This is a genomic window from Delftia sp. UME58 (assembly GCF_014170385.1).
In the GTDB taxonomy this organism is placed as follows: domain Bacteria; phylum Pseudomonadota; class Gammaproteobacteria; order Burkholderiales; family Burkholderiaceae_C; genus Comamonas; species Comamonas acidovorans.
Genome location: NZ_LZZV01000020.1, coordinates 196,680 through 220,760, shown reverse-complemented (window position 1 = coordinate 220,760; position 24,081 = coordinate 196,680). Strand labels below are relative to the sequence as shown.

Here is a 24,081-nt window from a genome sequence, read left to right as displayed (position 1 = left end):
CAGGCGGCTATGCCTCTTGCGAACGCGTGCTCACGCCGGCCTGCTCGAAGCTGGCCATCTCGCCCAGCATGGCGCAGGCCGACACCAGCAGCGGCCAGGCCAGGGCCGCGCCCGAGCCTTCGCCCAGGCGCAGTTGCCAGTCCAGCAGCGGCTCGGCACCCAGGTGGGCCAGCATGCGCACATGGCCGGGCTCACCTGAGCGGTGCGAGAAAACGCAGCGCTCCAGCACGGCGGGCTGCAGGCGGCTGGCCACCAGCACGGCGGCCGTGGTGATGAAGCCATCGACCACGATGACGCGGCGCTCGGCAGCGGCCTGCAGCACGGCGCCCACCATGGTGGCGACCTCGAAGCCGCCCATGGCCGCCAGTGCGTCCAGCGGTTGCATGGCCTGGGCGTGCAGTTGCAGCACCTCCTGCAGCACTCCGATCTTGCGCGCCAGCCCGGCCGCATCCAGGCCGGTGCCAGCGCCCGTGACCTCGGCCAGCGGCTCGCCGCACAACCGTGCCAGCAGCAAGGATGCGCTGGAGGTATTGCCAATGCCCATCTCGCCCAGCAGCAGCGCATTGCCGGGCAGCTGGCGCACCAGGGCAGCGCCGTTGCGCAGGGCCATGGCGCATTCGGCAGCCGTCATGGCCGGGCCCTGGCTGCAGTCGCGCGTGCCGTAGCCCAGCTTGCGGCGCCACAGGCGCGGCTGGCCGGGCCGGGGCAGCTTGTCGTCGGGGTCCTGCTCGCGTGCGGGAAAGTCGCGTGCCACGCCGCAGTCCACCACGTTCAGCGCCAGCCCATGCTGGCGCGCCAGCACGCTGACGGCGGCGCCGCCGGCCATGAAGTTCTCGACCATCTGCCAGGTCACATCCACCGGATAGGCCGACACGCCGCGCGCAGCCAGCCCGTGGTCGGCCGCAAACACCAGCATCTGCGGCTGCTGCAGCACCGGCCTGTCCTGCCCCAGGATGCAGGCGATGCGCAGCGCCAGCTGCTCCAGCCGCCCCAGCGCGCCCAGAGGCTTGGTCTTGTGGTCTATGGCGTGCTGCACGCGCTGGGTGAAGGCGGCATCGGCGAGCGAGGCGATTGCGGGAATAGCGGCCATAGCGGCAATGGCGCCATCGTGCGAGTGTTCTGTGGGTGCAGCGGAATGCGGGGTGGGCGTTGACATGGCGAAGCGGCCTTGGCCCGGGGCGGGCGTGACGGGCGGATTGCAAAGGCGCAAGTATGGCGCGCCGCGCAACGCCGGCAGAACCATCGGTCTCTTTCCTGCCCGCGCAGATACCCTCTGCCCTGATTGCCGCAGCCTGCCCGGCAGACACCATCGTTCTGAGACAATCGCTGCCACACGTGTCTCTCCAGCCCCCACCTCCATGACGGTTTCCTTCTCGGCCATCCAGCCCGGTCTCAAGCTTGCGGACCAGGTTGCCCGGCAGCTCGAGGCGCGCATCCGCGCCGGCAATCTGCAGCCCGGCCAGAAGCTGCCGACCGAGGCCGAACTCGTGCAGCAGCTCGAGGTCAGCCGCACCGTGGTGCGCGAGGCGGTGTCCCAGCTCAAGTCGCGCAACCTGGTGGAATCGCGCCAGGGCAGCGGCGTGTTCGTGAAGGCGGCAGGCATAGAGCCACTGGACTTCGAAGGCCTGCCGGCGGCTGGCAGGAATGCGCTGATCCAGATCACCGAGGTGCGCCGCGCGCTGGAAGCCGAGGTGGCCGAACTCGCGGCGCGGCGGCGCAGCGAAGAGGACATGCAGCGCATCCACGACGCAGAGAGAGCCCTGGCCGAGGCCGTGCGGCTGGGCCGTGACGGCGTGGAGGAGGACATGGCGTTTCACCGCGCCATTGCCCAGGCTTCGGGCAATCCCTTCCTGATCAGCACGCTGGACTACCTGTCGCAATTCCTGCGCGGCGCCATGCGCATCACGCGCGCCAACGAGGCACGGCGCGAGGACTTCGGCAAGGCCGTGGAGCGCGAGCACCACAGCATCGTGCTGGCCATCGAGGCCGGCGACCCCAAGGCCGCGCGCAAGGCCGCCGCCACGCACATGGGCAATGCCATAGACCGCATCCACCGCGCCGACGCCAGCTTCTGGGAGCAGGATGGCGAGCGCCTGGCGCGCGACATCCTGGCCGCCAAGCCCTGAACCTCCGAAACCATCCCTTGGCGCATGGCCAAGGGTTTTCACCTTGTTTGGATTTTTTCGCAAAATTTGTATGATGACCTGATGACAATATCAGTCAGTCATCCATTTTCCGCCGCTCATCGCGGCCTGCGACCATGAGCGACGAATCCCGCATCCGCGAGCAGATCTGCGCCACCGGTGCCAGCCTCTACCAGCGCGGCTACACCGTCGGCGCTGCCGGCAACATCAGCGCGCGCCTCCATGATGGCTGGCTGATCACCCCCACCGACGCCTGCCTGGGCAGGCTCGACCCGGCCGAGCTGTCCAAGGTCGATGCCGGCGGGCAGTGGGTCAGCGGCGCCAAGCCCTCCAAGACCCTGGTCCTGCACCGGGGCATCTACGGCAATGACGCCCAGGCGCGCGCCATCATCCACACGCATTCCACCCATCTCGTGGCGCTGACGCTGTCCGGCGTCTGGCGCGAGGACGAGGTGCTGCCGCCCATCACCCCCTACCAAGTCATGAAGGTGGGCCGTATTCCGCTGATCCGCTACCGCCGCCCCGGCGATCCGCAGGCCGCCGCCGAGGTGGCCGCGCAGGCCGCCCAGGTGCGCGGCGCCTTGTTCGAGCGCCTGGGCCCCGTGGTCTGGGAACGCTCGGTGGAGCAGGCCAGCCATGTGCTGGAAGAGCTGGAGGAAACCGCAAGGCTCTGGCTCATGACCCATCCCCGCCCGCAGCCCCTGGACGCGGCCGCCATCGACGAGCTGCGCACCACCTTCGGGGCGCGCTACTGATTTGCACCGCGGCGCCCACGGCCGCATTCCACCACCCAGCCCATCCACAGCCGCGCAGCCGCCAGGCGGCGCACCAAGCGGCGAACCCAAGGGAGACTTGAAATGACGACAACGGATATCGCATCCGGCCAGGCCGGGGCCGCCCCGCGCCAGCCCGACTCGCTGGAGACGGCACGCGCCTACGCCAAGGTGTTCTGGCGCCTCGTGCCATTCCTGATGCTGTGCTATGTGATCGCCTACCTGGACCGCGTGAACGTGGGCTTTGCCAAGCTGCAGATGTCCCAGGACCTGGGCTTCAGCGAGACCGTGTTCGGCCTGGGCGCAGGCGTGTTCTTCATCGGCTACTTCCTCTTCGAGGTGCCCAGCAACCTGCTCATGCACCGCCTGGGCGCGCGCATCTGGATCGCCCGCATCATGATCACCTGGGGCATTCTGTCGGCCCTGTTCATGTATGTGGAAACGCCCACGGGCTTCTACATCCTGCGCTTTCTGCTGGGCCTGGCCGAGGCGGGCTTCTACCCCGGCGTGATCCTGTACCTGACCTACTGGTACCCGGCCCACCGGCGCGCCAAGATCGTGGCGCTGTTCATGTCGGCCATTCCCGTGGCCGGCATCTTCGGCAACCCGCTGTCGGGCTGGATCATGGAGGCCTTCCACGGCGACCACGGCCTGCACGGCTGGCAGTGGATGTTCCTGATCGAGGCCATCCCCGCCCTGGTGATCGGCGTGGTGACCATCTTCTACCTGGACAACGGCATCTCCAGCGCCAAGTGGCTGACGGCCTCCGAAAAGCAGCTGCTGGCGCGCGAGATCGAGCTGGACCAGCAGCACTCGGGCGCCCAGAAGCACTCGCTCAAGGCCGTGTTCGCCGACCGCCGCGTCTGGTGGATGTGCCTGATCTACTTCGCCTTCGTCGCCGGCCAGTACGGGCTGACCTTCTGGATGCCCACGCTGATCAAGTCCACTGGCGTCACGGGCGCGCTGAACATCGGCCTGCTCAGTGCCATTCCCTTCCTGTGCGCCATCGTCGTCATGAACCTGATGGGCCACAGCGCCGACAGGCGCCGCGAGCGCCGCTGGCACCTGATCGTGCCCGCGCTGATGGGCGCCGTGGGCTTTGCGATGACGGCCTTCTTCGCCGACAACACCGTTCTTTCCCTGATCTTCCTGTCGCTGGCCGCAGCCGGCGTGCTGACCTGCGCGCCGCTGTTCTGGTCGCTGCCCACGGCCTTCCTGTCGGGCACGGCGGCGGCGGCGGGCATTGCCATCGTCAACTCGGTCGGCAACCTCGCCGGCTTCGCCAGCCCTTACATGATCGGCTACCTCAAGGACCTGACCCAGTCCACGCAGGCGGGCATGTTCGTGCTGGCGGGCGTGCTCGTCATAGGCGCCATCGCGGTCTGGCTCACCCCCGCAAAGATGGTCAACCGCTGACCGGCCTCTCTTTCCCATCCTCCTGCTCCAAGCTCAAGCCAAATGAAAGTACTGATCACCGGCGGCGCCGGATTCCTGGGCCAGCGCCTGGCCCGCAAACTGCTCGAACAGGGCGCGCTGACGCTGGCCGGCACCCGCTGGCCCATCCACCAGATCGACCTGCTCGACGTGGCGGCCAGCGACGCCATCGCGGACACGCGCGTGCGCTCGCTGGTGGGCGACATCGCCGACCCGCAGGTGCTGCGCGGCGCCATAGACCAGGACACGGCCGTGATCTTCCATCTGGCCGCCGTGGTCAGCGGCCAGGCCGAGGCCGACTTCGACCTGGGCATGCGCATCAACCTCGATGCCTCGCGCGCCCTGCTGGAGACCTGCCGCGCCGTGGGCCACGTGCCGCGCGTGGTCTTCACCAGCTCGGTGGCCGTCTACGGGGGCGACCTGCCCGACACCGTGCTGGACGGCACGGCCCTGAACCCGCAGTCCTCCTACGGCACGCAAAAAGCCATTGCCGAGCTGCTGCTGGCCGACTACACGCGGCGCGGCTTTGTCGATGGCCGCGTGCTGCGCCTGCCCACGATCAGCGTGCGCCCGGGCCGACCCAATGCGGCCGCCTCGTCGTTTGCCAGCGGCATCATCCGCGAGCCCCTCAACGGGCAGGCCGCCAACTGCCCCGTGGGCGCCACCACGCGCCTGTGGCTGCTGTCCCCGCGCCGCGCCGTCGAGGCCCTGGTCGCAGGCTGCGAGCTCGATGCCAGCGCCGTCGCCGACCGCCGCCCCATCAACCTGCCCGGCGTGTGCGTCAGCGCGGGCGACATGGTGCGCGCGCTGCGCGAAGTGGCTGGCGACGAGGCGGCCAACCGCGTGAGCTGGCAGCGCGACGACAAGGTCGAGCGCATCGTCGGCAGCTGGCCCGGCCGCTGGGACACCACGCGCGCCGACCAGCTGGGCCTGCGCGGCGACGAGGACTTTGCGGCCATCGTGCGCGCCTACATCGCCGATGACCTGACACCCCCGCGCCAGCCATGAACCACACCGCCGCCACACCCCGCGCCGTCGGCGTGATCGGCCTGGGCGCCATGGGCGCCGGCATGGCGCAAAGCCTGCGCCGCACCGGCCACCACGTGCATGTCCACGACATCCGTCCCGAGGCCGCAGCCACCTTCGCCGCCGAAGGGGGCACGGCCTGCGCCACGCTGGCCGACATGGCCGCCGCCTGCAGCATCATCGTCAGCGTGGTCGTCAACGCCCGGCAGACCGAGGCCGTGCTGTTCGGCGAAGGCGGCATCGCCGCGGAGCTGCGGCCCGGCTCGGTCTTCGTCATGTGCTCCACCGTGGACCCGCGCTGGTCCGTGGCGCTGGAGGCCAGGCTGCAGGCGCAGGGCGTGCACTACATCGACGCCCCCATCTCGGGCGGAGCCGCCAGGGCCGCATCGGGCCAGATGACCATGATGACGGCCGGCCGCCCCGAGGCCTATGCCGCCTGCGAAGGCGTGCTCGATGCCATGGCCGCCAAGGTCTACCGTCTGGGCGACAGCGCGGGCGCGGGCAGCAAGGTCAAGATCATCAACCAGCTGCTGGCCGGCGTGCACATCGCGGCGGCGGCCGAGGCCATGGCCCTGGGCCTGCGCGAAGGCGTCGATGCCGCCGCGCTCTACGAGGTCATCACCCAAAGCGCGGGCAACAGCTGGATGTTCGAGAACCGCATGGCCCACGTGCTGGCCGGCGACTACACCCCGCTGTCGGCCGTGGACATCTTCGTCAAGGACCTGGGGCTGGTGCTGGACACGGCACGCCACAGCACCTTCCCGCTGCCCCTGGCCTCCACCGCCCACCAGATGTTCATGCAGGCATCGACGGCCGGGCATGGCCGCGAGGACGACAGCGCCGTCATCAAGATCTTCCCGGGCATCACCCTGCCCCCGGCTTCATCGGAATCCCCATGACACTTCTTCTGGGCTGCATAGCCGACGACTTCACGGGCGCCACCGATCTGGCGAACAATCTGGTGCGCGCGGGCATGCGCGTGGTGCAAAGCATTGGCGTACCCGCCGGCCCGGTGGACGAGGGCGTGGACGCCGTCGTTGTCGCGCTCAAGTCGCGCACCATCGCGCCGTCCGATGCCATTGCGCAATCGCTGCAGGCCCTGCAGTGGCTGCGCGGCCAGGGCCCCGACGGCCGTGCTCCGCAGATCTACTTCAAATACTGCTCCACCTTCGACAGCACGCCGCAGGGCAATATCGGCCCCGTGGCCGAGGCCCTGATGGACGCCCTGGGCTGCGAATTCACCATCGCCACGCCGGCCTTCCCCGACAACCAGCGCACCGTCTTCAAGGGCCACCTGTTCGTGGGTGATGTGCTGCTCAGCGACAGCGGCATGCGCAACCACCCGCTCACCCCCATGGCCGATGCCAACCTGGTGCGCGTGCTGCAGGCGCAGACACGGCGCAAGGTGGGCCTGATCGACCATGTGGCCGTCGCACAGGGCGTGGCCGCCATCCGCACGCGCATCGCCGCACTCCAGGCCGAGGGCGTGGGCATGGCCATCGTCGATGCCGTCTCCAACGACGACCTGCTGCGCCTGGGCCCGGCCCTGGCCGGCATGCCGCTTGTCACGGCGGGCTCGGGCGTGGCCATCGGCCTGCCCGCGAACTTCGGCATCCAGCCCACGGCCCAAGCCGCTGCCCTGCCAACCGCCACCGGCCTGCAGGCGGTCGTCTCGGGCAGTTGCTCGGTGGCCACCAATGCACAGGTGGCGCACTTCATCGCCTCGGGGCGCCCTGCCCTGGCGCTGGAGCCCCTGCGCATCGCCGCCGGCGAGGACGAAGCCGGCAAGGCCCTGGCCTGGGCACGCCGGCACATCGCCAGCGGCCCGGTGCTGATCTACTCCACCGCCGAATCCGCGGCCGTCAAGGCCGTGCAGGGCCGCCTGGGCGTGGAGCAGGCCGGCGCCCTGGTCGAACAGACCATCGCCGCCATCGCCCGGGGGCTGGTCGAGATGGGCGTGCGCCAGCTTGTCGTGGCGGGCGGAGAAACCTCGGGCGCCTGCGTGCAGGCGCTGGGCATCGAGCAGATGCGCATAGGGCCGCAGATCGACCCTGGCGTGCCCTGGTGCCATGCCGCCTCGCCGCTGGCGCCGCAGGGGCTGCACCTCACGCTCAAGTCCGGCAACTTCGGCACCACGGACTTCTTCACCAAGGCCTTCGGCGCGTTGCAGCGCGCCTGATGCCACACTCAGCCTCCGTTTTCAGGAAAGCTTTCATGCCCCGTTTCGCCGCCAACCTGTCCATGCTCTACAACGACCTGGACTTTCTCGACCGCTTCGCGGCCGCCGCGCGCGACGGCTTCCAGGCCGTCGAATACCTGTTTCCCTACGACTTCGCCCCCGAACAACTGGCGCGGCGCCTGCGGGACAACGGCCTGCAGCAAGTGCTGTTCAACGCCCCGCCCGGCGACTGGAACGCGGGCGAGCGCGGCCTGGCCTGCATCCCGGGGCGCGAAGCGGAATTCGCCCAGGGCATGGACCGCGCCGTGGCCTACGCCCAGGCCCTGGGCTGCCCGCGCATCCACGTCATGGCCGGGCTCAAGCCCGCAGGTGCCAGCGAAGAGATCCTGCGCGCCACCTATATCGCCAACGTGCGCCACGCTGCACGCCTGGCCGCGCCCCACGGCATCGCCATCCTGCTGGAGCCCATCAACGGCAGGGACATGCCCGGCTTCTTCCTGAGCCGCCAGGACCAGGCCCACGCCCTGCTGGCCGACATTGCCGAGCCCAATGTCCAGATCCAGATGGACCTCTACCACTGCCAGATCGTCGAAGGCGACCTTGCCATGAAGATCCGCCAGCACCTGCCCACGGGCCGCGTGGGGCATGTGCAGATCGCAGGCGTGCCCGAGCGCCACGAACCCGACGTGGGCGAGGTCAACTACCCCTACCTGTTCCGCCTGCTGGACCAGTTGGGCTACGACGGCTGGATAGGCTGCGAATACCGCCCCGCGCGCGGCGCGGCGGCGCACGCTACCAGCGAGGGGCTGGGGTGGATGAAGGAGTGGCTGTAGATCCCCCTGCTACAGGCCAGGAGGCGGCCCGGTACACGTATCGCGACTGAATTTCACAACAGGCCCCAACGGGCCGGACAAGGGAGTCATCAGCATGCAAGCGACGAGCAAACGCCACTTTCTGAAAACAGCCGCCGGACTGGCCGCCACGGTGGGCTCCTGGCCTGCGGGGACGGCGCTGGCCCAGACCAGGCGCATCGTCTACGTCACGCCGGGCCTGGACCTGCCATTCTGGCGCTACCTGTCCAAAGGCGTGGAGGCCACGGCCAAGGCCCGAGGCTATGCATGCCAGACGCTGGACTCGCGCAACAGCGCCCAGACCCAGCTCAAGAACGTGCAGGATGCCATCGCGCGCGGGCTGGCGGGCATCGTGATCTCGCCGACCGACTCGTCCACCGCACCCAGCGTGCTGCAGTTGGCCAGCGCCAGCAAGATCCCGGTGGTGATCGCCGACATCGGCACCAACGAAGGCGAGTACGTGTCCTTCATCAGTTCCGACAACCATGCCGGGGCCTCTGACGTGGGCAAGGCACTGGCGGCGGCCCTGAAGGAAAAGGGCTGGCTCGACGGCTCGTTCGGGATGTCCGCCATCTCCCAGGCCCGCAAGAATGGACAGTCCCGCACCCAGGGCTTCGTGGAAGGCATGAGGGCAGGCGGTGCCACCGGAAAACAGGCCAGCCTGCAGCAGATGCAGGCCTATACGTCCGAAGAAACCTTCCGCTTCACGCAGGACATGCTGACGGCCAATCCCGACATGCGCGCCCTCTTTGTGCAGACGGACCAACCCACCATTGGCGCGCTGCGCGCCATCAAGAGCGCACGCCGCCAGGGCCAGGTGCTGGTCGCAGCCTTCGACGGCGTGCCGGAATTCGTCGGCCTGCTGCGCTCGGGAGAGTTGGTGGTCACGGGCATGCAGCAACCCTATCTGATGGGAGAGCGATCGGCCGAGGCCCTGTTCAGCCATCTCGAAGGCAGGCAGCCCGACAAGCAGATCACCGTGCCCATCCTGGCCGTGACCGGCAAGAACATCGAGCAGTTGCTGCCGACCCTCAAGAAAACCGTGTTCGCCAACGAGATCTGAGCGGCCCTCAGGTCCCGTCCCTTCACTGGCAAGCCATCATGAGCCAAGCGACTCTTCTCGAAGCCCGGGGCGTGCGCAAGACCTTCGGGTCCACGCGCGCTCTGGACGGCGCCCATCTTCGATTGCGAGGCGGAGAAATCCACGCGCTGCTGGGTGCCAACGGAGCCGGCAAATCCACCCTCTCCAAGGTCATTGCCGGCCATATCGTCCCTGACGCCGGGCAGCTTCTGTTCAAAGGCCGGCCGCTGGCGCTGCGCTCGACCCGCGACGCGCTGGCAGCGGGCGTGGCCATCGTGATGCAGGAAACCAGCCTCGCGCCCGACCTGAGTGTGCTGGAGAACATCTTCCTGCCCGAACTGGGCCGGCCGGGGCGCCTGTCCTACGCAGCGCTGCGCCAACGCGCGCGCGCCATCCTCGAGGAACTCGGCCAGTTGCATGGGCTGGCGCTCGACACGCAGGTGCGGCGCCTCTCGGCGGCCCAGCGGCAACTGGTGGAGATCGCCAAGGCCCTGGCGCTCGATGCCGAACTCATCATCTTCGATGAGCCGACAGCGTCACTGAGCTGCGGCGAGGTCGAGTGCCTGTTCGACGTCATGGCCCGGCTGCGCGACAGCGGCCGCGCCCTGGTCTTCGTGTCACACCGGCTCGAAGAGGTGCTGGCGATCACCGACCGCGTGACAGTGATGCGCGAGGGCGCCGCCGTCGCGGCCGACCTCGAGACCCGCGCGCTGACCCAGGCGGACATCATCACCCTCATGGCCGGACGCGAGATCGGCGCCATCTACGGGGACACGGCCACAGCCACCGTCACCAGCGATGCGCCCGTGGTCCTGGAAGTCGAGGACCTGCACTGCGCACCCCTGGTGCACGGCGTGTCCTTCCTGGTGCGCCGTGGCGAGATCCTGGGCCTGGGCGGCCTGGTGGGCGCAGGACGCTCCGAGACCGTAGAGGCCATCTTCGGGCTGCGCCCGCTCACCCAAGGCACGATCCGACTCGAAGGCCGGCCGATACAGCCGCGTTCGCCCGCCCAAGCCATTCGCGCCGGCATCGGACTGGTGCCTGAAGACCGTCGTACACAGAACATCGTGCCGGACTTCAGCGTCATGGAAAACCTGCTGCTCGCCCACCTGGGTGCGCACTGCGGCTTCGGGCGCGGATATGCCCAGCGCCAGGCGAAGACCGAGGAACTGCTGCGACTGCTGGACCTGCCCGCGCACCGGCTGCAGGACACCGGCATGCTGAATCTTTCAGGGGGCATGCAGCAAAAGATCATCATCGCGCGGTGGCTGCTGGTCGAGCCCAAGGTCCTGATCCTGGACGAACCCACCAAGGGCGTGGACATCCAGACCCGCCAGTCGATCTACGCCCTCTTGCGCCGCATCGCCAGCCAGGGCGTGGCCGTGGTTGTCATCTCATCGGACTTCGAAGAGTTGCTGGGTCTCACGGACCGGGTGGCGGTGATCAGCGACGGACGCTGCGTGGCAAACATGTCCAGCCGCCTGCTCAGCGAGGAAAAGCTCACCCTGCTGGCCGCGCCGCGAACCTCCATGCAGCGCAACACCGCGCTGCTGCAGGCCCTGGTCGGCGACTATGGCGGCGCCGGCTTCTGGGCCCTGATCGACAACGACCGCCTGATCTGCCTGAACGCCGTACTGGCCAGCCCGCAGGCCACGCCGGGGTTCCAGGCCGGCGAGGCGGTCGCCTTCTCGCAAAGCGCCATACCGCGCGGTCTGGCGCTGCGCGGAGGCGGCTTTGTCCAGGAAACCGGCCGCAACCTTGCCACCATGCTGCGCCCCATTCGCAACCGGCGCGGCCATGAGCTGGGCTGGATCGGCCTGACCCTCGGCGCCGATGCGCACAGGCCCTCGGAGCAGGAACTCGGACAACGCATAGGGGACTTCCATGAATGAGTCAGTGAATCAACCCATACAAGCCCTGGCGCCGGCGCCGGTGCATACCGGCCGGCTATGGAAAACACTGGAGCTGCGCATGCTGGCCCTGGCACTGGGCATCGCACTGACGCTGTCGCTGCTGTCGCCCCATTTCCTGACACAGGCCAACATCTTCAACCTGCTCGACCAGTCGGTGGTGATCGGACTGGTGGCGGTCGGCATGACCTTCGTGATCCTCACGGGCGGCATCGACCTGTCCGTGGGCTCGGTCGCCGGACTGACGGGCATCGTGCTGGGACTGGCGCTTCAATCGCTGCCCATTCCCATCGCCATCGTCGTGGCCGTGCTGGCGGGCGCGGGCATAGGCCTGTTGTCGGGCATGCTCGTGGCCTTCTTTGGCCTGGCCCCCTTCGTGGTGACCCTGGGCGTGATGGCCATCGGGCGCAGCCAGGCGTTTCTGCTATCGGGGCAGACGGTGGTCTCCAACATTCCGGAAAGCCTGTCGGACATCGTCTTTGCCTCCTTCCTGGGCATCCCGGCCAATGTGCTGTTCCTGCTGGCCGTCTATGCCCTGGCCTGGCTGTACCTGAACCGGGCCAAGGGCGGACGCACCATCTACGCCATCGGCTCCAACAGGGAGGCGGCGCGCGCGGCCGGACTGAACGTGCTGTTCTACTCCGTGCTGCCTTACGTGGTCTGCGGAGCGTTCTCGGCGATTGCCGTCACCTTCTCGGTCGCGCAGTTGCGCTCGGCCGACCCGCTGGCCGGCAACCTCTGGGAGCTGGACGCCATCGCGGCGGTCGTCATCGGCGGGGCCAGCCTGTTCGGCGGACGCGGCTCCATCATAGGCACCCTGATCGGCGTCTTCATCATGGTCATGATCCGCAACGGCCTGAACCTGATGGGCGTCTCGCCGTTCTGGCAGGGCTCGGCCATAGGCACCATCATCATCGTTGCACTGCTGATCGAGCGGCTGGTGGGCAGGAGGGCCGAGCGATGAACGCCCAGGAACCAACCTCCCTGAACATCCGCCTCTACGGCACCGACGAACCCCTGCCCGCATCGCGGCGGCTGACGGCAGGGCCGCTGAGTGCCGAACTGCAGGCCGGCAACCTGCGCCATATCCGCTACGGCGGGATCGAAGTCATCCGCGCCATCTCCTTCATCGTGCGCGACCGCCACTGGGGCACGTACGCGCCGCAGATAGACCAACTCGCCGTCCTGCAGGAGGCCGGCCGCTTCGAGGTCACCTACCAGGCCAGCGTGGACGACGGCACACAGCGCCTGTCCTATGCGGTGCGCATCACCGGCACACCCACCGGCCTGCGCTTCGGCGGCAGGGCCAATGCGCAGACCGACTTTGAGACCAACCGCACCGGCTTCGTCATCCTGCATCCACTCGATGGCGTGGCAGGACAGGCGGCAGAAGTCGAACATGTGGATGGACGCATCGAGCAGACCCGCTTTCCGGAACGCATCGCGCCGCTGCAGCCCATGTCACAGCTGCGCGCCATCACGCACCAGCCCCGACCGGGCCTGCGCGTGTGCTGCCGCATGGAGGGCGACACCTTCGAGATGGAGGACCAGCGCAACTGGACCGATGCCTCGTTCAAGACCTACGTCCGCCCCCTGGCCCTGCCCTGGCCCTACACCCTGAGGCCGGGCGAGACGGTATCTCAGGACATCACACTGACCATCGATGCGGACGCCGCGCCGCAGATCAAGAACGCCGCACCGGTGGGCCTGTCCATCGGCGGGCCCACCGGCCCACTGCCTACTGTCGGCGCAGGACTGAGCCGCGAGGAGCTCGCGGACACCACCGTCCACCTGGAGCGCCTGATCGCGCTGCAGCCACGGCACCTGATCCATCACTTCGATCCGCGCACCGGCCGGACCGAAGACCTGCGGCAGGCGGCGGACATCGCCCATCGCCTGGGCGCCGAACCCTGGCTGGAGGTGGTGGTCGCCTCGGTGCAGGACTTCGAAAAGGAGCTGGCCGACCTGGGACAGGCGCATGCACACCTGGGCTCACCCTTCCAGGTGGTACTGGTATCGCCTGCCGCCGACCTCAAGGCGACGCTGCCCGGCAGCCCCTGGCCGCCCGCCCCGCCGCTGCCGGCGCTCTACCGCGCCGCGCGTCAGGCCTTTCCCGGTACGCGCCTGGGCGGCGGCATGTTCAGCTTCTTCACCGAACTCAATCGCAAGCGGCCACCGCTGGACGAGATCGATCTGGTCACCTTCACCACGGCCGCGATCTTCCACGCGGGTGACGATGCCACCGTGATCGAAAACCTCGAAAGCCTGCCTTCACTGACCGCCAGCGCCCGGCACATCGCAGGCCATCGACCCTTCGTCGCAGGCCCCAGCGCCATCGGCATGCGCATGAACCCCTACGGCGAGGCACCCGTGCTCAACCTTGCCAACACCCGCCAGGCCATGAACGAGAACGACCCGCGCCAGCGCGGCCTGATCGGAGCTGCCTGGGCCCTGGGCTATGTCAGCCACATGGCGCGCGGCGGCGCCCAGGCCGTGACGCTGGGCGGCACCACCGCTGCACAAGGCGTTCTCGCAGTCCCGCAGCGCTGGCCTCAGCCGGGCTACGAAACGGCCGGCGGATACTTCCCCATCTTCCATGTGCAGCGCCTGCTGGCTGGGCTCGCGGGCCATGAAATGCTCCAGGTGGAAACGCCGGATCCGTCATGCATCGCCGCCATCGCATTGCGGCAAGGGCAGGCCATCACGCTCCTCCTGGCCAACCTGCGGCCCGAGCCCCAGGATGTTCTGCTGCCCGTCGAGATGACGGGCCTGTGCGTGCTGGACGCATCGCATTTCCATGCCGCAGCGCAGAACCCGTATTTCCTGGATGCCCTGGCACCCGCTTCAGGCTGCCATATCAGGCTGGACGCGCATGCGGTTGCGCGGGTGGCCCTGGCCAGCATCCACGCATGAATGGCGCGGCCTCGGAGCATATGCATGCCGCGCTTGGGTCTCGCCGCTGATCTTCGTCATCCTCGGATCGGTGCTGGAAGGCATACCCGCCATCGTGCTGTTCGGCCCGCTGCTGTTTCCCATCGCACGCGACCTGGGCATCCATGAAGTGCACTACGCCATCGTCGTCGTGCTCGCTATGGGCCTGGGCCTGTTCGCCCCGCCGCTGGGCGTGGGCTACTACGCAGCCTGCGCCATAGGACAGATCCACCCGGACAAGGGTTTGCGGCCCATCGTGGGCTACCTGCTGGCGCTGCTGCTGGGTACGGTGGCGGTGGCGGCCGTGCCCTGGCTGTCGATCGGGTTCCTGTAGAGGCGCGGCCGCCCCCGCTCAGGAATACTCCAGATCGCTGTGCTTGCTGGTCACCAGCCGGCCGGCCGACAGCGACATCATCAGCAGCGCAATCGCCTCATGCATGATCAGCGTGTGCGTGTTGCCGGTCTCCACCATCTTGCTGCGCAGCGATTCGCGCACCTGCACGGAGCCGGTCACGTCGATGATGACGTCCACCGCTGCATCCACCAGATCCATGAACCGTGTGGTGACCGGTACGCCACGCGCGCGCGCCAGTGCAATGCCGGGCTGGTCCAGGTCCAGGTCGGCCACCCCGAGCAACTGCACGAAGGGCGCGTCCAGCAACTGCTGCAGCAAGGGAGTGCCGGTCTGCCCCGCACCAATGACCACGATCCGGAAGGCTTGCATGGGTTGAATCCTTTTGCATATGGGAAGTACGGCGCCATCATAGAAATGCCTTGCCGGTGCGCGCCGGTCCGGGGCGGGTGGAATGGGTTTGTATGACCCAGGTCAAATCCGGTGGACAGGGGCGTGGTGGCGGACCCTCCATGCCCCTCCCACATCACCGGTATCCGCGTTGGAGATTCGATACTGAATTCAGTACCATTCAACACATCGATGCCGATAAGGAGCCACCGTGCACAACACCTTGACTGCCGCAGAGCTCAAGCGCCGCGGCATGGCCGCCATTGAGGATGGACTTCGGCATGGCCCTGTCCACCTGATCAAGCGCAACCAGGCAACCGCGGTGGTGCTGTCCGAGCAGGAGTACCGGAAACTGCTGGAGCAGGCTCCGCAGCCGCACCACGGCATGACAGCGGTGCAATGGCTGCTGTCGCAACCCACCACAGGCGCACGCGAGAAGGCGGAGATCGATGCATTCCTGTCAGGGGAGCGCGACTGGTGATCGCCTTTTTTGATGCCAGCGCACTGATCTACCTGCTGCAGGCCCGAGAGCCTTTTGCCAGCCATGCCCGGGCCGAGCTCCAGGCGCTGCATACGGCCAATCCGGGCATGGCATCCGCCGTGAGCCGGCTGTCCTGGCTGGAGTGCCGCACCGGCCCCTTGAAGTCGAATGACTCGGTCGCGTTGGCGGTCTTCGACACCTTCTTTGCCCGGGCGGACCTGATCTGGGTGGAACTGAGCCGCGAGGTGGTGGAGTTGGCCACCGCGATCCGCGCGCGGCATGGACTGCGGACCCCCGATGCCCTGCACGCCGCCAGTTGCCTGCAACTGGGACCACACCACAGGCTCTTGACGGGGGACGCTGCCTTCCAGAGGGTTCATGGCCTGAACGTGGTGCTTCTGGCCTGAATGCAGCTGCCGCTGCCGCCTGTATTTCCCCACAAAAAAACCCACCGGCTTCGTGGCCCGGCGGGTTTTCCCGGGTGAGTAACAGCAGATGCTGTTATTGCCTTACCGGAACCTGTTCCGTGTATTCGCGCAGCACGCCGCCGCCTTCGACGGAGCCGCTGACCTGGCCGTCCTTGACGCGTTCCACGCAGGAGCGGCGGTCGCCTTCGTTCTTGAAGACATCGCAGCGGGCGACAGCGTTGCGCTGGAAGTGATCGCCCGACTGGACGCCGCCTCGGCGCGATTGTTCCTTGACGGCGGCGGCCTCGTGCTGGTCGGGGTCACGGCGGTCATAGCCGCGCTTGGCGGGGCCCTTGTGATCGGTATGTTGATCGGCGTGCTTCTTGTGGTGGTGATGGGGCTTTGCCTTTTCCGCAGCGGGCGGCGGCGGGGGCGGTGCGCCATCAGGCCCAGGGCCGGGCTGGGCGGTGGCCAGGCCGGCCATGCCCAGGACGGCAGCGCCAATACACAGCTGCAGGGGACGAATCCATGGGTTCTTCATAGCTTCACTCCATTCCTCGTGAAAAAAGTCAAGGCCCAAGCATGCGTGTTTTCCAGCTCCCCATTTATCGGTACAGCGCGGCTGCGCATGCAGGCCATGGCCTACAGCTTGCCGGACCCCCTGCACGCGGCTCCTGACCTGGGTCAAGCCTTGTGCGCAAACCAGCGCTGCACGCCTTCGGCCATGCGTGCGAAGACGCTGTCCAGCGTGGGCACCTCGGCGCCCCACAGGGCGCGCAGCACCTCGGCGTTCTCGAACAGGCCATGCCAGTAGCAGCCGGCGATGCGGCCATCGGGGCTGTGCCACAGCAGGCCGGGCACGGGCTCGGCCACGGCACTGCCTGCAGCCACCATGTCGGCGCGCACGCTGGTCTGGCCATGGTGAATCTCATAGACCCGGGCCTGGACGCCGGACAACGGCGCCAGCGCACCGGGCAGCGGTGGCAGGCGCACGCTGGCAGGCAGCACGGTCTTGTCCGGTGCGAACAGCGTGGTCAAGGGCAGCAGGCCCAGGCCGGCTGCGTTGCCGTCCACGCCATGCAGGTCGATCAGCGCCTCGCCCAGCATCTGCAGGCCGCCACAGATGCCCAGCACCTGCCGGCCTGCTGCGGCGTGGGCTGCGACGGCGGCGTCCAGGCCCTGGGAACGCATCCAGGCCAGATCGGCGGCGGTTGCCTTGGAGCCCGGCAGGATGACCCAGTCGGCGCCTGCCAGCTGGGCCGGCGTGCGCGCCCAGGCCACGCGCAGGCCCGGTACCTGCAGCAGGGGCTGGAATTCGTCGAGGTTGCTGATGCGCGGGTAGGCAATGATGGCGATGGTGGTGTGCACGGCGCGCCCCGCCCCTCCTCCAGAGCCACGGTCGTCAAAGACGCCATCCTCCTCCGGCAGGCCATGCTGGAACTGCATGGGGATGGTGGCCACGGTGGGCACGCCGGTGCGCTCCTGCAGCATCTGCGGGGCGGGCGCCAGCAGGCTGGCATCACCCCGGAATTTGTTGAGCACGAAGCCGCGGATCAGCGCCTGTTCGTCCGGCGGCAGCAGGGCCCAGGTGCCGTAGAGGTGGGCGAAGGCGCCGCCCCGGTCGATGTCGGATACCAGCAGGCAATGCGCGCCGCAGTGGCGCGCCACACGCATGTTGACGACGTCGCTGGCATGCAGGTTGATTTCTGCGGGGGAGCCTGCGCCTTCGATGACGACCACATCGTTGTCGGCACGCAGGCTGTCCAGCGCCTCGGCGATCTGCGGCCAGACGCGGGCGCTGCGGCCGCGCCAGGGCAAGGCCGAGAGTTCCTCGCTGACCCGGCCCAGCAGCACGACCTGGCTGCGCATGTCGGCCTCGGGCTTGAGCAGCAGCGGGTTCATGCGCACATCGGGCGCGCAGCCTGCGGCCAGGGCCTGCAGGTACTGCGCCGTGCCGATCTCGCCCCAGGCACCGCCCGGCGCGGAGACCACGCGCGCGTTGTTGCTCATGTTCTGCGCCTTGAAGGGCGCCACCTTGTAGCCCTGGGCACGGTACCAGGCGCACAGCGCGGTGGCCACCCAGCTCTTGCCGGCGCCGCTGCTGGTGCCCAGCACCATCACGCACAGCGCGGGGCGCTGGCCGGGCGTGGGCAGGGGCAGGTTCACGGCGGCGGGTTCATTCGATTGCATGGTGCTTCTCCATTGGCTGCCAGGCGGCCAGCAAGGCGTTCTGGGATGCGGGCGCCAGCACGCCCATGCGCACGCAGCCGGGCAGGCCGAAGCTGTCGCAGTCACGCAGCTTGATGCCCTGCGCGCGCAGTTGGGCCAGGCGCGTCTGCATGGCGTCGCCCTGCCGTGCTTGCGGCCAGCGCGCCACAAAGTAATTGGCCTGCGAGCCGGGCAGTACCTGCCAGCCCAGGCGCTGCACCAGTTCGATCTGCTGCGCCTTCCAATCGCGCAGCCGTTGCAGGCTTTGCGCCAGCCATTGCCGGGTGGCCGGTGCGGTCCAGGCCGTGAGCATGGCCTCGCCATGGGCGCCCACGGGCCAGGATGGCGACAGGGCACGCAAGGCATCGATCTCGTCGTGCGGTACGGCCTGGGGCGCAATGGCGTAGGCCGCGCGCACGCCGGTCATGCCAAGGGCCTTGTTGGGGGTCCACATCTGCCAGGCATCGCGCACCTGGGCAGGCACGGCCGGTTCAATGCCCGGCTCCAACCTGAGGGGGGCATAGGCGCAGTCGATCACGCGCCAGGTGCCGGGCGGTGCGGGCTCGCTCCACAGGGGCCAGACATCCTCGGGCCGGCCCAGCGGGCTCGATGGCGCGCAGGCCCAGTGCAGGCCGGGTCCGGCCTCGGTGATGCCGTCGCGCGCGGCTTGGCGCAGGCGCCAGACCTGGGCGGCGTGGGCGTAGTCGCCGTAATGGTGGGCCGGCAGGCTGGCGACGGCCGCGCCTTCGCGCGCCGCATGCATGGTGATGCGGTGGATGAAGTCGCTGGCGCTGGCCGCGATGACGATGCGCTCGGCCGGCACGCCATGAAGGTCCGCCAGCCGTGCGCGCAACGCCGTGTAGTGCGGGTCCGGGTACTGGGCCGCATGCGCCCGGGACAGCGCATCCAGCGCTTGCGGGCAGGGTCCGCAGGCATTGCGGTTGGTGGAGAAATCGTGCGCGGGCACGCCCAGCGCGTCCGTGCCGCCGTGGATGACTGTCATTGGTTTCATGGTGTCTTTCCTACCATCACCCATCCAAGGACCAGGGCGACAGCCAGCCCGGCAGCCACCAGCATGGCCACCACGCGGCCCGCATGCGCCACGGCCTGCTGCAGCTCGGCCGCCTGCGGCACGCGGCCTGCGGGGTTGAGCACGTAGACGCCGGGCTTGCCCAGGCGCACGCCCAGCAGCCTTGCCATGGCGCCCATGGGCCAGCCGCCGTTGGGCGACGGGGTGATGCGCGCGTCCTGGCGCAGCGCACCCCAGCCCGGCCGCCGGCCAGCGGCCAGGCCGGACAAGGCCAGCAGCAAGGCGGTCAGGCGCGCCGGTATCCAGTTGAGCAGGTCATCGGCACGCGCCGTCCATTTGCCGGCCCATTGCCAGTGACGCCGGTCATCGCCCTGCCCGCGCCAGCCCGGGTAGCCCCACATGGCATCGGCCGTATTGGCAAAGCGGTAGAGGGCCGCGCCCGGCAGGCCGGCCACGGCAAACCAGAACAGCGGCGCCAGCACGGAGTCGCTGAGGTTCTCGGCCAGGGTTTCGATGGCGCTTTCGCGCACCTGGCCTGCGTCGAGCCGCGCCGTGTCCCGGCTGACCAGCCAGGTCAGGCGCTCGCGGCCTGCGGGCAGGGATTGCTGCAGTGCGGCTTCCACGGCCAGCACCTCGTCGCGCAGCATGCGCCAGGACAAAAGCGGCTTGAGCAGCACGCCCAGCACCAGGGCGCCCAGCCACCATGGCATGGGCGGCAGCAGCCACTGGATGAACGCGTAGATGGCGAAGAACAGCAGCGCCAGCAGGCACCAGGCGACTGCGCCCAGCGCAAAGCGTGGCCAGTCGCGCACATGTTCTTCGCGTGGGGCAATTCTTCGCCCAACCGCAGCCAGCAGCCGGCCCATGGCGACCACGGGGTGCATCCACACGGGCGGCTCGCCCCAGAGCCGGTCGATCAGCAGGGCCACGGGAACGGCCAGCGCGGCGGCCAGCGCGTGGCGCGCCCAGGGCTCGGACACAGGCTGCGACAGCGCCTGCCAGCACCACCACAGCGGGCTGAGCGCGGCGCCCAGCAGTTGCCAGGAAGGGCTGTCGCTCATGCCTGCGGCTGCGGACCGGCGGCGCGCTGGCCCCAGAAGTCGTCGTAGAGCATGTCCTGCAGCGGTGCGCGGCTGGCCCATTTCTGCTGCTGCAGCATGGGCTCGGCATAGTAGGCCGACACGGGGCCCAGGCACAGCACGGCCAGCGGCCGGCTGCCCACGGGCATTTGCAGCAGCGCGGCCAGCACCTCGGGATCGAACAGCGAGACCCAGCCCAGCCCCAGCCCCTCGGCACGCGCGGCCAGCCACAGGTTCTGGATGGCGCAGGCGGCCGAGGCCACGTCCATCTCCGGCAGGGTACGCCGGCCGAAGACATGGGACTCACGCCCTGGCGGCATGGCCACGACCAGGACCTCCGCCGCATCCAGCACGCCCTGGACCTTGAGCTGCATGAAGTCTTCCTCGCGCTCGCCCAGCGCACGCGCGGTCTGCAGGCGTTCCTGCTCGATCACGGCATGGATCTCCTGGCGCAAATGCGCATCGCGCACGCGGATGAAGCGCCAGGGCTGCATGAAGCCGACGCTGGGCGCATGGTGGGCGGCGCGCAGCAGGCGCAGCAGCACCTCGGGCGCGACCTCGCCGCCGCAGAAGTGGCGCATGTCGCGCCGCTCATGGATGGCGCGGTAGACGGCTGCCCGCTCGGCCTCGGCAAAGGGTTGGGCGGGAATGGTCTCTGGCGCCCGGGATTGCGTTTCGCTGCTCATGCCGCCATTGTCCGCCGCAGGCCGGGCCTGCGGGCGGCATCAGTCCTCAATACCACGCTGGGCGGGAATACCGGCCTGGAAGGCGTGCTTGACCAGTTCCATGCGCGTGACGGTATCGGCCACGGCAATGATTTCCTCGGGGCAGCGGCGGCCCGTGAGCATGACGTGCACATGGCGCGGGCGGTCGGCCAGTGCCTGCAGCACAGGCTCCAGCGGCAGCCAGCCATAGATCAGCGGATAGGTGATTTCGTCGAGCACGACCAGGAAGTGATCACCCGAGAGGATGGCGGTGCGCGCACGCTCCCAGCCCTCGCGCGCGATCTGGGCCGACCGCTCATGGTCCTGGCTCTTCCAGCTGAAGCCGTCGCCCAGGCCTTCGATGGGCATGCCCAGTTGCTCGAACATGCGGTGCTCGCCAAAACGCGCCGTGGGCACCTTCATGAACTGGAAGATCTTGACGGACTTGCCCCGGCCATGCGCGCGCAGGGCCAGGCCGAAGGCCGCCGTGCTCTTGCCCTTGCCGTCGCCGGTATTCACCAGCACCAGGCCACGGCGTTCGCCTTCGGGCTTTTCATAGGGCTTTTCCGTCGGGGCCTGTTCGATCTGCATGGGTCTGTCATCCTCAAAAGTTGCACGCGCTGCGGTGGGCATGCGCCGCAGCGGAGCGCCACTTTAACCGAGGCGGGCGCCCAGCCGGCGCTGCAGGGCACGCACGGCGCTGTCCACCGTGGTGAGCACGGGCAGGCCCGTGGCGGCCTCGCAGGCGGCGCGGGCACGCGCCATGCTGAACTGGGCCAGCGCAATGCGCGTGCAGCCGCGCGCGGCCAGGGCACTGGCCTGCTCGACCACCAGGCGGTCATGCGTGGCGGTGTCGCCCCGGTTGAGCGCGTCCATGGCGCCATCGGCCAGGGCAGGCACGAGTTCGATGCCGGCCGGAAACTCCGGCGGCATGGACTGCAGCGTGGGCGCGAAGCTGGAGATCAAACCCAAGGCACCCTGCCGGCCCTGCACGGCCTCTTCGATCATGGCCTCGTTGGGCTTGAGCACGGGCAGCGGCGTATGGCGCGCGGCCACGGCCTCGATGCAGGGGCCAAAGGCCGAGCAGGTGAACAAGATCCCCTGCGCGCCCGTGTCCACGGCGTACTGCGCCAGGCGCTGGAAACGCTCGTGCATGGCGGCGTCCAGCCCGCGCCCGTTGCGCGCCAGGTCGGCCGAGAGGCTGTCGTCCAGCAGGTTCATGCGAACCGCCTCGGGCCAGTCGCGCGCAAAGGCTTCGTTGATGGGAGCGACGGAGTGGCTGAGGGCGTGGATGAGGGCGATGCGGGTCATGGATGGGGGAGTCTGGAATGGAACGGAATTATTGGGGCGACAGCCGGGTGAACTGGGAGCGCGGCAGCAGGCGCTTGAAATCGGCATCGAAGCTGACCACATGCTCGCCCTGGTGGATGGCGGCGGCGGCCAGCCATGCGTCCGGCACGTCGTTGGCGGCCAACGCCTTGTCGGCGCACAGTTGCCTCAGCGCCGGCCATTCGGAACCCAGCACGGCCTGCTCGACGCCTGGCGAGGCCAGCAACGCGTCGATGAAGCGCAAAGCCTCGGCCATGGGCGTCGGGTTGACGAAGATCTTCGGATGCGTGACCAGGCGCAGAAAGCTCGCCACCACCATGGGCTGCAATTTCAACAGCACGCCCTGGCTGGCATCGGCCATGGCCTGCTCCAGCCATTCGCGGGCCACCGAATGATGGGGGTGGTCGCTGCGCGATGCCGCCACCAGCAGGTTGACGTCGGGCGTCATGGCTGCTCGTTCTGGTCGGCGGCATCCAGCAGCGCGCGGTTGCTCAGTGCGTCCAGCCCCGGAGCCAGTCCGCCCTTGCCATGGTAGACGGGAAGGCGCACACGCCGGGCAGGTGCCTGGGCCTTGCGCAAACGCAATTGCAGGCCCTCTTCTATCAGGCGCGTCAGGCTGGTGTGCTGCTGTGCCGCATAGGTCTTCGCTTCGGTCAGCAATGCATCGTTGAGGTCAAGCGTGGTCTTCATGGCGGCCCCCGGAGCAGGAATTTCGTACAGATTTCCCGCACAGATCTTTGCAAAAATCTTTCGTACAGATTTCTGTATGTTAGGAAAATTCCACCGCCAGGGCAACCAGCCCGGCCTGCGCCCTTCAGATGCCCTGGGACGAGGAATGGGCGAAGGATGGGCGAAGGCATCATGCCCCTCACCACGCGGTCCACGATGGCCTTGACCTCGTCCCCGATACGCCCTCAGCGATTCAGGTGTTCCCTGCAGCCTTTCGCGCCGATGACGATGCCGGTCAGAGATTCATTGGCGTGTGTCATGGGCTCTGCACCCAGAGTGCCGATCTGCAGGATGACGTTGCGTCGCATTCCAGAGCCGGTATTCATGCCTCCGCCATGAAGCACCTTCGGGTGGATCGCCACGATCTGGCCTGGGCCACACTGCACCGTGACAGTGTTGGCCGGATCGGGAGTGGGCCATTTGCCATTCACCTTTTGCTGCTGCGCCTCCTGGTCGGAGATGCGATGAGTGCCCGCATCGAAGCAGGTGGCACCGCTTTCCACCGCCATGCCATCCAGGCAGATCATCAGACGGACAAAGCTGGAATCCCTGGTGCAAAAATACCCATTGGGATAATCGCGGTGCCAGGAGATTGACCGTCCGAACCCGGGATTCTTGATGGTCACGTTCATGAAATGGAGCACAGCCTCGTCCACGCCAAGAAGCGTCGTTGCCGCCGAGACAAGCGCGGCATCGTGAAGTGTCTCTGCGAAGACTTCATCAAAGCGGGCGGGATCTCCAACGATGAAGATCGAGTTTCCGGTAAGGGCACCATCCAAGCCGGCGCGCTTGCTGGCCGACAGATCTTTCTCGTACACCAACAGCTCGTCCAACGCCGGCTCCAGTGTTCTGGCCTGCGCATTGCGCTGGATGGCTTCAACAGATGCCACCAAGCTGTCGAGAAGGCCCTTCTCCATGGGTCTTGGCCAGATGACAAATCCCTGCTTCTCAAACATCTCCAGTGCATCGGCAAGCATCGAAAAATTCCTCCACCCTCTATTTTGTGAAGCGCCATTTCACCCTGTTGCGACAGAAAAAGAGAT

The 24,081-nt window shown here is 68.1% G+C and carries 25 protein-coding genes and 1 pseudogene; 14 read left to right on the top strand and 12 right to left on the bottom strand.

Annotated features, from left to right (window positions below):
• Window positions 1–7: 7 nt before the first annotated feature.
• A complete protein-coding gene (gene cobT, locus A9976_RS08345) occupies window positions 8–1,090 on the bottom strand; it encodes a nicotinate-nucleotide--dimethylbenzimidazole phosphoribosyltransferase (protein WP_220808564.1) in 1,083 nt (360 codons plus the stop codon).
• Window positions 1,091–1,358: 268 nt separating this feature from the next.
• Between cobT and A9976_RS08340 the strand changes: the two genes are divergently transcribed.
• From A9976_RS08340 to A9976_RS08285, 12 genes and pseudogenes are all read left to right on the top strand, one after another.
• Entirely contained in the window at window positions 1,359–2,126 is a 768-nt protein-coding gene (locus A9976_RS08340; protein ID WP_183018605.1) for a FadR/GntR family transcriptional regulator, read from the top strand.
• Window positions 2,127–2,260: 134 nt separating this feature from the next.
• Window positions 2,261–2,899: an aldolase gene (locus tag A9976_RS08335; protein WP_183018604.1), complete on the top strand. Its 639-nt coding sequence runs from the start codon at window positions 2,261–2,263 to the stop codon at window positions 2,897–2,899.
• Window positions 2,900–3,001: 102 nt separating this feature from the next.
• Window positions 3,002–4,333, top strand: coding sequence for an MFS transporter (locus tag A9976_RS08330; protein ID WP_183018603.1), 1,332 nt, complete (start codon window positions 3,002–3,004; stop codon window positions 4,331–4,333).
• 42 nt (window positions 4,334–4,375) lie between these two features.
• Window positions 4,376–5,359: a D-erythronate dehydrogenase gene (denD, locus tag A9976_RS08325; RefSeq protein WP_183018602.1), complete on the top strand. Its 984-nt coding sequence runs from the start codon at window positions 4,376–4,378 to the stop codon at window positions 5,357–5,359.
• Window positions 5,356–6,276, top strand: a complete 921-nt coding sequence (ltnD, locus tag A9976_RS08320; protein ID WP_183018601.1) for an L-threonate dehydrogenase — start codon at window positions 5,356–5,358, stop codon at window positions 6,274–6,276. Before denD ends, ltnD begins: the two co-directional genes overlap by 4 nt.
• The gene (gene otnK / locus A9976_RS08315; RefSeq protein WP_183018600.1) at window positions 6,273–7,556 is read left to right on the top strand and encodes a 3-oxo-tetronate kinase; all 1,284 of its coding nucleotides are present in this window, start codon (window positions 6,273–6,275) and stop codon (window positions 7,554–7,556) included. Before ltnD ends, otnK begins: the two co-directional genes overlap by 4 nt.
• Before the next feature lie 35 nt (window positions 7,557–7,591).
• A complete protein-coding gene (gene otnI / locus A9976_RS08310) occupies window positions 7,592–8,389 on the top strand; it encodes a 2-oxo-tetronate isomerase (protein WP_183018599.1) in 798 nt (265 codons plus the stop codon).
• A 94-nt stretch (window positions 8,390–8,483) separates the two neighbouring features.
• The gene (locus A9976_RS08305; protein ID WP_183018598.1) at window positions 8,484–9,470 is read left to right on the top strand and encodes a substrate-binding domain-containing protein; all 987 of its coding nucleotides are present in this window, start codon (window positions 8,484–8,486) and stop codon (window positions 9,468–9,470) included.
• Between the two features lie 38 nt (window positions 9,471–9,508).
• Window positions 9,509–11,380: a sugar ABC transporter ATP-binding protein gene (locus A9976_RS08300; RefSeq protein WP_183018597.1), complete on the top strand. Its 1,872-nt coding sequence runs from the start codon at window positions 9,509–9,511 to the stop codon at window positions 11,378–11,380.
• Window positions 11,373–12,362: an ABC transporter permease gene (locus tag A9976_RS08295; RefSeq protein WP_183018596.1), complete on the top strand. Its 990-nt coding sequence runs from the start codon at window positions 11,373–11,375 to the stop codon at window positions 12,360–12,362. The genes A9976_RS08300 and A9976_RS08295 overlap by 8 nt, the downstream gene beginning before the upstream one ends.
• On the top strand, window positions 12,359–14,311 hold the full coding sequence (locus A9976_RS08290) for a hypothetical protein (RefSeq protein WP_183018595.1): 1,953 nt from the start codon (window positions 12,359–12,361) through the stop codon (window positions 14,309–14,311). The genes A9976_RS08295 and A9976_RS08290 overlap by 4 nt, the downstream gene beginning before the upstream one ends.
• Window positions 14,312–14,348: 37 nt before the next feature.
• Window positions 14,349–14,663, top strand: a pseudogene (locus A9976_RS08285) (TRAP transporter large permease subunit); the annotation flags it as partial.
• Between the two features lie 18 nt (window positions 14,664–14,681).
• On the opposite strand, the gene A9976_RS08280 reads toward A9976_RS08285, so the two are convergent.
• Window positions 14,682–15,053: an oxidoreductase gene (locus A9976_RS08280; protein WP_183018594.1), complete on the bottom strand. Its 372-nt coding sequence runs from the start codon at window positions 15,051–15,053 to the stop codon at window positions 14,682–14,684.
• A 229-nt stretch (window positions 15,054–15,282) separates the two neighbouring features.
• On the opposite strand from A9976_RS08280, the gene A9976_RS08275 reads away from it, so the two are divergent.
• Together A9976_RS08275 and A9976_RS08270 are read left to right on the top strand one after the other, a co-directional pair.
• Window positions 15,283–15,552, top strand: a complete 270-nt coding sequence (locus A9976_RS08275; protein WP_183018593.1) for a type II toxin-antitoxin system Phd/YefM family antitoxin — start codon at window positions 15,283–15,285, stop codon at window positions 15,550–15,552.
• Entirely contained in the window at window positions 15,549–15,959 is a 411-nt protein-coding gene (locus A9976_RS08270) for a type II toxin-antitoxin system VapC family toxin (RefSeq protein WP_183018592.1), read from the top strand. The genes A9976_RS08275 and A9976_RS08270 overlap by 4 nt, the downstream gene beginning before the upstream one ends.
• A gap of 94 nt (window positions 15,960–16,053) precedes the next feature.
• Here the strand turns inward: A9976_RS08270 and A9976_RS08265 are convergent, their stop codons facing one another.
• The 10 genes from A9976_RS08265 to A9976_RS08220 all read right to left on the bottom strand — a co-directional run bounded on the left by A9976_RS08265 (window position 16,054) and on the right by A9976_RS08220 (window position 24,015).
• Window positions 16,054–16,500, bottom strand: a complete 447-nt coding sequence (locus A9976_RS08265; protein ID WP_183018591.1) for a hypothetical protein — start codon at window positions 16,498–16,500, stop codon at window positions 16,054–16,056.
• A 143-nt stretch (window positions 16,501–16,643) separates the two neighbouring features.
• The gene (locus tag A9976_RS08260) at window positions 16,644–18,149 is read right to left on the bottom strand and encodes a cobyric acid synthase (RefSeq protein ID WP_183018590.1); all 1,506 of its coding nucleotides are present in this window, start codon (window positions 18,147–18,149) and stop codon (window positions 16,644–16,646) included.
• Entirely contained in the window at window positions 18,136–19,179 is a 1,044-nt protein-coding gene (locus A9976_RS08255; protein ID WP_183018589.1) for an aminotransferase class I/II-fold pyridoxal phosphate-dependent enzyme, read from the bottom strand. Before A9976_RS08255 ends, A9976_RS08260 begins: the two co-directional genes overlap by 14 nt.
• Entirely contained in the window at window positions 19,176–20,258 is a 1,083-nt protein-coding gene (cbiB, locus tag A9976_RS08250) for an adenosylcobinamide-phosphate synthase CbiB (protein ID WP_183018588.1), read from the bottom strand. The genes A9976_RS08255 and cbiB overlap by 4 nt, the downstream gene beginning before the upstream one ends.
• On the bottom strand, window positions 20,255–20,962 hold the full coding sequence (gene bluB / locus A9976_RS08245; protein WP_183018587.1) for a 5,6-dimethylbenzimidazole synthase: 708 nt from the start codon (window positions 20,960–20,962) through the stop codon (window positions 20,255–20,257). Before bluB ends, cbiB begins: the two co-directional genes overlap by 4 nt.
• Window positions 20,963–21,001: 39 nt before the next feature.
• Window positions 21,002–21,571: a cob(I)yrinic acid a,c-diamide adenosyltransferase gene (gene cobO, locus A9976_RS08240; RefSeq protein WP_013803210.1), complete on the bottom strand. Its 570-nt coding sequence runs from the start codon at window positions 21,569–21,571 to the stop codon at window positions 21,002–21,004.
• Window positions 21,572–21,634: 63 nt separating this feature from the next.
• On the bottom strand, window positions 21,635–22,291 hold the full coding sequence (locus A9976_RS08235) for an aspartate/glutamate racemase family protein (protein WP_183018586.1): 657 nt from the start codon (window positions 22,289–22,291) through the stop codon (window positions 21,635–21,637).
• 28 nt (window positions 22,292–22,319) lie between these two features.
• Complete coding sequence (locus A9976_RS08230) at window positions 22,320–22,757, bottom strand: TA system VapC family ribonuclease toxin (protein WP_183018585.1); 438 nt, start codon at window positions 22,755–22,757, stop codon at window positions 22,320–22,322.
• A complete protein-coding gene (locus A9976_RS08225; RefSeq protein WP_183018584.1) occupies window positions 22,754–22,999 on the bottom strand; it encodes a DUF6364 family protein in 246 nt (81 codons plus the stop codon). Before A9976_RS08225 ends, A9976_RS08230 begins: the two co-directional genes overlap by 4 nt.
• A gap of 224 nt (window positions 23,000–23,223) precedes the next feature.
• The gene (locus A9976_RS08220; RefSeq protein ID WP_183018583.1) at window positions 23,224–24,015 is read right to left on the bottom strand and encodes a phytanoyl-CoA dioxygenase family protein; all 792 of its coding nucleotides are present in this window, start codon (window positions 24,013–24,015) and stop codon (window positions 23,224–23,226) included.
• Between the last annotated feature and the right edge of the window lie 66 nt (window positions 24,016–24,081).